The sequence below is a fragment of the Tardiphaga sp. genome, from assembly GCF_041424195.1.
Lineage (GTDB): Bacteria > Pseudomonadota > Alphaproteobacteria > Rhizobiales > Xanthobacteraceae > Tardiphaga.
Map to the genome: position 1 here is coordinate 1 of NZ_JBGMOE010000118.1, position 8,497 is coordinate 8,497.

The 8,497-nt window shown below is 59.4% G+C and carries 5 protein-coding genes and 2 pseudogenes; 4 read left to right on the forward strand and 3 right to left on the reverse strand.

Annotated features, from left to right (window positions below; translation table 11 throughout):
• Window positions 1-54 precede the first annotated feature (54 nt).
• A pseudogene (locus ACEK02_RS16395) lies at window positions 55-612 on the reverse strand (IS21 family transposase); the annotation flags it as partial.
• A 357-nt stretch (window positions 613-969) separates the two neighbouring features.
• Between ACEK02_RS16395 and ACEK02_RS16400 the strand changes: the two are divergent.
• Window positions 970-1,581 (forward strand): response regulator transcription factor, encoded by a 612-nt coding sequence (locus ACEK02_RS16400; protein WP_371422651.1) that lies wholly within the window; start codon window positions 970-972, stop codon window positions 1,579-1,581.
• A 71-nt stretch (window positions 1,582-1,652) separates the two neighbouring features.
• Here the strand turns inward: ACEK02_RS16400 and ACEK02_RS16405 are convergent, their stop codons facing one another.
• Window positions 1,653-3,092: an APC family permease gene (locus tag ACEK02_RS16405; protein ID WP_371422652.1), complete on the reverse strand. Its 1,440-nt coding sequence runs from the start codon at window positions 3,090-3,092 to the stop codon at window positions 1,653-1,655.
• 656 nt (window positions 3,093-3,748) lie between these two features.
• Between ACEK02_RS16405 and ACEK02_RS16410 the strand changes: the two genes are divergently transcribed.
• The 3 genes from ACEK02_RS16410 (at window position 3,749) to ACEK02_RS16420 (ending at window position 7,492) form a co-directional block, all read left to right on the forward strand.
• Window positions 3,749-4,639, forward strand: a complete 891-nt coding sequence (locus tag ACEK02_RS16410; RefSeq protein ID WP_371422653.1) for a phytanoyl-CoA dioxygenase family protein — start codon at window positions 3,749-3,751, stop codon at window positions 4,637-4,639.
• 18 nt (window positions 4,640-4,657) lie between these two features.
• A complete protein-coding gene (locus tag ACEK02_RS16415) occupies window positions 4,658-5,059 on the forward strand; it encodes a RidA family protein (RefSeq protein WP_371422654.1) in 402 nt (133 codons plus the stop codon).
• A gap of 243 nt (window positions 5,060-5,302) precedes the next feature.
• The gene (locus ACEK02_RS16420; protein WP_371422655.1) at window positions 5,303-7,492 is read left to right on the forward strand and encodes a TonB-dependent receptor; all 2,190 of its coding nucleotides are present in this window, start codon (window positions 5,303-5,305) and stop codon (window positions 7,490-7,492) included.
• Window positions 7,493-8,219: 727 nt separating this feature from the next.
• On the opposite strand, the pseudogene ACEK02_RS16425 reads toward ACEK02_RS16420, so the two are convergent.
• Window positions 8,220-8,444, reverse strand: a pseudogene (locus ACEK02_RS16425) (IS3 family transposase); the annotation flags it as partial.
• Window positions 8,445-8,497: the final 53 nt, after the last annotated feature.

An 8,497-nucleotide genomic window follows, 5' to 3' on the forward strand; every position in this document is an offset into this window, starting at 1 on the left:
GTTCTCATTATGTCCGCCAAATCGTTGTCTGGCGCACAAACCTTGAGGTGACGCCTACATCTTGAGGCCGCGCAGCATGACCACGACGGCGGCGCTGGCGGGATCATGACGCACGGGCGGCCTCCTGCTGCGCAGCGCGTCATAGCGCTCGACGTTCGCCTTGGGTTCACGCCGCAGGGTCAGGGCCTGCGGAGCGTCGATCTTCGGTGGCGTGCCGGCCTTGCCGTCGGTCAGCCGGTGCAGGATGTTGAGGACGTGGGTCTTGGTCGGCACGCCGGCTTCCAGCGCGAGCTCGACCGCGCAGAGGACGGCCTGTTCGTTGTGCTGGAGGACGAGGGCGAGGATCTCGACCATCTCCCGGTCGCCTCCCGGGCGCTTGAGCAGGGACGCCTGCAGCTGCCGGAAGGCATCGGGCATCTCCAGGAAGGGGGCTCCGTTGCGCAGGGCTCCCGGCTTGCGCTGGATCACCGCCAGGTAGTGACGCCAGTCATAGACCGTCCGCCCGGGCAGATGATGGGACCTCTCGATGATCCGCTCATGCTCGCACAGGACCCGGCCCTCGGCCGCCACGACGATCCGGTCCGGATAGACCCGCAGGCTGACCGGGCGGTTGACGATCAGAACATGGGTCAAATCTCAGTGGAAATTACGGCCTCTCCCGGGTCACTTCTCAGTGGCAATCAACAATCGACCACAGCGCTTCAGCCTGTGGCAAACTTTGTGCAGGCGCACAAAAATGCTTTCGAGCGTGCAACAGGAATGTCACACTACAAGTGCGAATCACACCGCTTCATCGAAGGAGGCGGAGCATATGGGGTAGCGGCATGATCAGGAAGACGCCTTGTTGCGGCGCAGTGCAACGGCGCTTTGTAGTGTTCGGCGATGCATAGGACGGCACGGGCCAAATCGGACGCGCTGATCGAAAAGATGATTGGTTGCGGGAAATCCCTCGCGCATTCCGAATGCGCCTTGTTCTATTGGTTCGACGATTCGGGTCGGATCGGGGATTGGGTTGCCTCCGGTTTGCCGCAAAGCTTTATGGACAGCTACCGGAACCTATATGAGGATATCGATCCTCTCAGCCCGCATGAAATGCTCAGGCAACGAACCACCGTGGCGCTTTTTCATGACATGATCATGACGAAGCAGCGAGTGGACGAACGCTGGCTCGGCCATCTGGCGCAGTCGAACATCGCTGACGAACTAGAGATGGTCTTCTGGAAGGATGACATGCCGGTGGCGGGATTGGGGTTGTTCCGAACCGGGGACGAGCCGAACTACACGTCCGACATGCTCGACTGGGAAGCGATCCGAAGCTTCTTTGAGCAATCGATCCATTCGCATCACAGTGTCAAGCAACGGGCGCTCGATCGCTTCCTGAAGCTGACCTGTAACTGTTCGGCGCGCGAAATGGATGTCATCATGATGATGCTGACCGGTGCTTCCAACTGCGAAATCGCGGAGGCTCTGCACATCGGTCTGGCCACCGTGAAGACCCATGTGCTGAGTATTTTCGACAAGTTGGGCGTCAGTTCGCGCAATGCCGTGATTTCGCTCGCGCATGACGTTTACTCTTCGTGAGGCGTCTTCCCCACAAGCCGGCAGGGGGCAATCGCAACGGTCCGAGTTGACCTTGCCGATCCGCCCTGCGTTCAACCAGGTTCGGCGAGCAGCGCGTATCGTTCCGGCTGCCGGGTCCGCATGGCAAGGGCGATGATACAACCCAGCATGAAGGCCGATATGATGAAGGCGACGATGCCGAGTGCTGCGAGTTGGGCATTGGTCCCGCCGATCAGGTCCGGCAGGTTGTCGACCGCGATATAGACGCAGAACATCAGGCCGATGAAACCAAGGCCAGGCGCCACAAGCGTGCGCCAGAGTCCGGCGTTCCCGCCTTCCCGTCGGAAGAACAGGATAACCGCCAGAGATGTCAGCGCGACGATACACATGTAGCCCAGGGTTCCTGCGGTCGCGCCCCAGGCATAGATCTGCATCGTCGGCGATAGACCGAGCGCGCCCAGACCAAACAGCGCGGCGAAGGAAGTGATCGACTGCGCCATTGACGATATGTGGGGGGATCCATGCCCCCGATGGACCGCCGAGATGGCCGGGTGCAGGATGCCGTTGCGCGACAGCACATGCTGATACCGCACGATGATGTTGTGAAGCGACAGGATGCACGCAAACAGGCTGGTTACGACGAGCACCTCCATGAGGTTCGTCGCGACATGGCCGAGAAAGGCACGGGAAAGATCGATATAGAGCGCCTCACCGCCGTTCGTTGCGGTCGTGCGGATGTCGTCGAAACCGATGCCCACCACTTCGCACCACATCGAAACCATGTAGAATTTGCCGACGATGATGACCGACAGAAAAGTCGCGCGGGGAATGGTGCGATCGGGATCGACCGCTTCCTCCCGATAAACCACGGTCGATTCGAAGCCGACGAAGCTATAGACCGCGAACAGGATGCCAAGGCCCGGCGAACCGGACAGGATGGTTTCCAGGCGAACAGGCACGCTCGTGATCATCCCCGCGGGGTTGGTGATGAAGATTGCGCCATTCAATACCAATACAATCGCGATCTCCATAATCAGGGCGACGCCGAGAAATTTCGAGCTCAATTCCAGATCGCGGTAGCCGAAGAACGCGACCAGGCCGACGACGGCGGCCGATAAGACCATCCAGTTGATGCTGATTCCGGTATGCTCCGCCAGAAAACTGGCCAGCGCCGCGCCGAGATAAGCCTCAAGACCGATCAGGATGCACGAATAGGACATCAGTGCCAAGGTCGCCGATCCCAAGCCCATGCACCGACCCATGCCCTTCTGGATATAGGCGTAGAATGCCCCGGCATTGGTGATGTAGGGCGACATCGCGACGAAGCCGACCGTAAAGACCAGCATGATGAGCGTTGCGATCCCGGCGTCGACCGGGGCGGCGGCGCCATTGCCCATGCCGATGATCAGCGGCGAACTGGCCACCATCACGGTAAGCGGCGCCGCGGTGGCTACCACCATCAGCACGATGGACGCGACGCCGAGATTGCCCTTGAGCTTCTTTTCGTCCGTTTCCCGATCCCGATATGTCACGCGCCAAACCCCCGAATATTCTCCCTTGATCCTCCTGCCCATTGTCTTATCCGGCAAAGCGGAGCGGTCATTACCGGACTTCGGCTCGCCTTATGGATTCGCGAACGCATGCCAATCGCCAGCGTCGTCGTGCACCGATGATTGTGCCAACCGACGCAGAAACGCACAGGTCGCTGTAACGGCCTTCGTGCGAATTTACGCAGCCACCACGCAGATTTGCGGAAAAGGTGCTGCGGCGCAGCGCTTGAGCTTCCGGTCAGATACGCAAGACGAAACATGTACCACCCCATGATGTGCAACGCGCCGCCGAATGCAAAAGGCGGGCGTCATCGTCGGGACGCGACCGATCGCGTCCGATTCAACATCTTGTTCCTGTGGTCCTGCGAGCGATCTTTTGTCGTCTTCTATCGATCCGCGCCTCGTCCCGGTAAGCTATCACGTGCTTCGGTGCCTGGGCCTGCTGAATAAGGCTTGATCGATTAGCCGCGCAACAATGCGCGATGCGCCAACTTTGAGCAATCATTCTTTGGGTGGAGGCGTGAACCGCTCATGTTCCTCCCGTTTCTAAATGCTGCTTGATCCACCGATAGGCTGATTGCACGGCGATTACCCGACCATAGGCTTGATAACGTTCCGACACACAAACGGAGTTAGCAATGTCACTCATCCATTTCCCTGCTGATGCGCCGATCGACGAAGTCGCAGGTTGCGTCAGGGAGAATGGCTATGCGATTGTCGATCGCCTTGCCAGTAACGAGACCATGGACCAAATCGAGCGCGATCTGGAGCCCTATACCCGTACCATCGGCTATGGCACCGATTCATTTCTCGGCAAGCTCACCAAGCGTACCGGTGGTCTGATCGCACGCTCTCCGAAGGTCCGGGAACTCATCATGGACGATCTCGTTCTCGGGACGACCGGTCAGATTCTGTCGCACACCACGACGTTTCAGTTGCACCTGACGCAGGTGGTCGAACTGCATCCAGGCTCGCCCGCGCAGAAAATCCATCAGGACGAACTGGTCTGGGACATGTACCCGTTTCCGCCGGAATATGACGTCCAGTGCAACACACTCTGGGCGATGACCGATTACACCGAAGAAATGGGCGCGACCCGCATCGTCCCCGGCAGCCAGCGACTGGGCCGCGGGGCCAAATTTACGATTGAGGACACCCTGCCGGCAGTCATGGATCGCGGTTCCGTGCTGATCTACACCGGTAAGATCTACCATGGTTCGGGCGAGAACAAGTCCGACAAGATCCGCAAGGCGCTTAACCTGACCTATAGTGTCGGCTGGGTCCGGCAGGAAGAAAACCAGTATCTTGCCTGCCCACAGGATCTTGCGCGCACCCTGCCCGACGACCTGCTCAAGCTGATGGGCTATCAATGTGGCTGCTTCGCGCTCGGCTATGTGCGTGACTTTGAAGACCCTCTCGCAATCCTCAAGGATACTGGCGACCGCACGATCGTGGGCTTTTCCGAGATCACGAACACCGCCGAAGGTGCGGAATTCCTGCTCGAGGGCATCGAAACCTTCAAAAACTGATTCATCAGGGAGCATGCGATGAAGTTCTGCCCCAAGCCTACCGACTATCTGGAAGATGACGTCTATGATGCGGTCGGCTTTTCTCCCGCGGTCCTCGACGGCGACACGCTGTATATTTCAGGTGTTGCGCCGCTTAAGGGTGGGCTGGAAACGCTCGACTTGGTCGGCATCGACATGCAGAGCCAGTTATCAGCGATCCTCGACGTTCTGGGCCGCATTCTTGCGGGCGAGGGCATGGCTGCAGCCAACATCCTCAGTTGGACCATGTATACGTCCGACATGGCCGCGCTGGACGCAGCCATCCCCGGGATTCTGCTGCCGTGGCTGGGCGGGCACAAACCCTCCTGCACGATCATAGGCTGCAGCCAGTTGTTCCATCCCGACCAGAAGCTCGAAATCTCCGTCATCGCCAAACGATGAGGCGGGATTTGCCGCGATTGCTCGGGCGCCCGCATAAAAGCCGGTGGTGGCCGCAGCGCCACCACCCGATGCTCGGATATTTCGGCGCATGACATCTGCCGCACACCGGCCAGCCTATGGGCTTAAAACGTGCACTCTCAATAACAAATGACTGTATCTGGGCAGCGTCAAAACAGTACGGCAGTTAGAATAAATAATAACTGGAGAGGAACGAGATAAAAATATAGAAAAAGGGGAAAATTTATGAGGGAAATAGCAAAAGGTGCAACGACGCTGGGCGGCAGTTTAGTCCTGGCGCTGAGCTTGGTGCACCCGGCATTCGCACAGGCAGGTGACGGTGACCAGATCGTCGTGACCGCGGCGAAGCGGACCGAGAACATGCAATCCGTTCCTATTTCCGTGTCCGCCATTGGTGGGGACATGCTGACCAAGGCGCGGATCACCAGCGTCGATAGCCTGGTGACGAAAGTGGCCAATCTTCAGCTTTCGGCGGTCGTCGGCGAAAATACGCCGATCTTCTCGCTGCGTGGCGTGTCGATGTCGGACTACAGCCTCAATCAGTCGAGCCCGGTCGCAACCTATTATGACGAGGTCTACAAAGGCAATTTCGCCTTCCTCGGCGTGGCCATGTACGATCTGGAACGGGTGGAGGTATTGCGCGGGCCGCAGGGCACGCTCTATGGCAAAAACACCACGGGTGGCGCGGTCAATATCATCAGCCGCGAAGCCAAGCTGGGCGAGACCAGCGGCTATCTGAACCTGACCTATGGCAATTATGACCGGGTGGAGGCGAACGGCGCCGTTAACCTGCCGCTTGGCGACAAGGCGGCGCTGCGCGTGGCCGGCACTTTCGCACGCGCGCATGGCTGGTTCGAGAATGTGGCCCCGGGCATGCCGGACCTCGCCAGCACCCGCGAATATGCGTTTCGCGGAACGCTCAGGGCAGAACCGACAGACGGGCTGACGTTCGTGCTGCGGGCATCGACCAGCTTCCAGAACCCGCAAAATTATGGCGTCTACGCCCAGCCCATCGCGATCAACCGCCCCGACCTTTCGACGCGCCAGATCGCGTCCGATGTCCCCGACCGGCGTCGCGCCCGCACCACATCGGTGGCGTGGACGATCAGCCTCGATCTGTCAGACAGTTTCGCGCTAACCAGCATTACCTCGTACGACAGCGGCAGTCTCTACTTCAAGGAGGACACCGACGGCACGGCGGCGAAGACGCTGGAAATCCCCTATTACGACAAGGCCAGCCAGTTTGCGCAGGATCTGAGGCTGACCAGTAACACCGGCGGCCCCTTCGATTTCATCCTCGGCGCCTATTTCAACCGGGAGAAAGTGTACAATCGCACCTCTTTCGAAATCGGCACCGATGTCGATGTCAATGGGGACGGCGTGGTCGATGCGCAGGATTGCGCGGATGGCCTGCCGGTCGCGTGCAAAACGCAGAACCAGTTCACCCAGATCAAGAAGAGCCTGGCGCTCTATTCCGATCTCAAATACAAGCTGAGCGACGCTGTTACGTTGCGCGGCGGCCTGCGCTATACCCATGATAGCGGAAGCCAGAACGACTTCATCTCGCAGGCCTTGGGCGTCGATGACAGTCTCGTGGCGACGCTGATCCCGCTCACCGACCTTCAGTTCAAGAAGAATAATATTTCGGGCAAGATCGGCATTGACTACAAGCTCGCCGACGGCAACCTCATCTATGCCAGCTACAGTCGTGGTTACCGTGCGCCCAGTTTCAACGCGCAGGCATTCTTCGATCCTTCCGAACTGTCCGTGGCCAAGGCTGAACAGGTCGCCTCCTATGAAGTCGGCGTGAAGACGCAGTTCTGGGATCGACGCATCACGCTCAATGCAGCCGGCTTCTACTATGACTACAAGAACCAGCAGTTCATCAATATCGACCCCGGTTCGGGCGCGCAGACGTTGCTCAACATCCCGAAATCGCGGATTTACGGCGGCGAAGCGGAACTCACCGTCCGGCCGCTGCCGATGCTGACATGGCGGGCGGGCATGGGGCTGCTTGCGACCCGCATCAGGGAAGGATCGCTCAGCGGGGTCAACGTCGCGGGCAACCGCCTGTCCAACGCGCCGACCCTGACGCTCAACAGCGGGATCGACTGGACGTTGGCGGAAGGCCGCCTCGGGGCCTTCTCGTTGCATCCCGAAGTGACCTACCAGTCCTCCCAATATTTTGAAGTGCTGAATATCTCACGCCTGCGCCAGAGCGGCTATGTCCTGATCAACGGTCATCTCGACTGGGAAAGCCCCAATGGCCGTCTGACGGCATCGTTATGGGCCAAGAACCTGACCAGTAAGGTCTATTTCACCTCCCGCGTTGATCTTCTGGCGGGATTTGGTTTGGACTATAATCACCTCGGCAACCCGCGTACCTACGGCATAACCTTGGGCGCGAAATTCTGAAAACCGGGGGAGGCGGCGCTGTCGTCTCCCCCTCAAGGCACGAAGCGAGCCCAGCCTGCAGGCGACATATGGGTGGCGACGGGTCACCAGCGAACCGCGCTTCGCGGGCGACGGTCATGCAGTCCGGCCAAGTGCGGCGGGCGGCGCGGGATCGAACTGCTCGCCTTCTGACGTCCGCCGCACCGGCTGGCGATCGCCGCCAACTTCACCGCGAGCCATGCCTGCTGCGATCATGGCGACTATCCTCCCAAAGCCTTTGACAATACCGCGAAGGTCAGCGTTTCCCTGGTCAAGGGAGCGTGGGCGGCGAGACTTGGCCTGCGCCACCTTGGGTGCTGTCCGTTGGTCAAGGACAACCCCGAACGCGGCAAGGGCAACAATGTCCTCAACGTCCAGGAGACCCGGTTCTGGGCCGTATTCCCACTTTCGACAGTGTGCCGACCAACGCGACGCCACAAGGGGAAGATGAACCCGGTTGAACGCAGGGCAGCGACAAATAAAGCAAGTCGAATTTCGACGATCGGCCCCTGATCGGAACGGGCGTCGCCCGCGCCAGGCCGTGACGGAGGGCATCGTGCAGAATCAGGAAAAGATGGCGCCTTCGTCGGATCTCTCAGCGATACTCGCGCAATGAAAATCATGTTCCATTCAATCGGCCCTGGGAATTGCGCATTTTCGCCGTCGCCGTGGCTGCGTGCCAAGCGGGCGAGTTCGCCTGGGCAGAGTTTCAGGAAGACCTGCTGAGATAACCCAGGGTCGAGTGACGCCGGGTCGGGTTGTAGAAGCATTCGACGTAGTCGAACACGTCTGCCTTGGCCTGCGCCCTCGTTCGGTAGACCTTCTTTCCGATCCGCTCGGTTTTGAGCGAGGAGAAGAAGCTTTCCATGGCGGCATTATCCCAGACATTGCCGGACCGGCTCATCGAGCAGGTGACGCCATTGTCGGCCATCAGGGGTGACTACACGAAAGTGACGTATCTGCACGGAAAGGGCGAACGGATAGCGA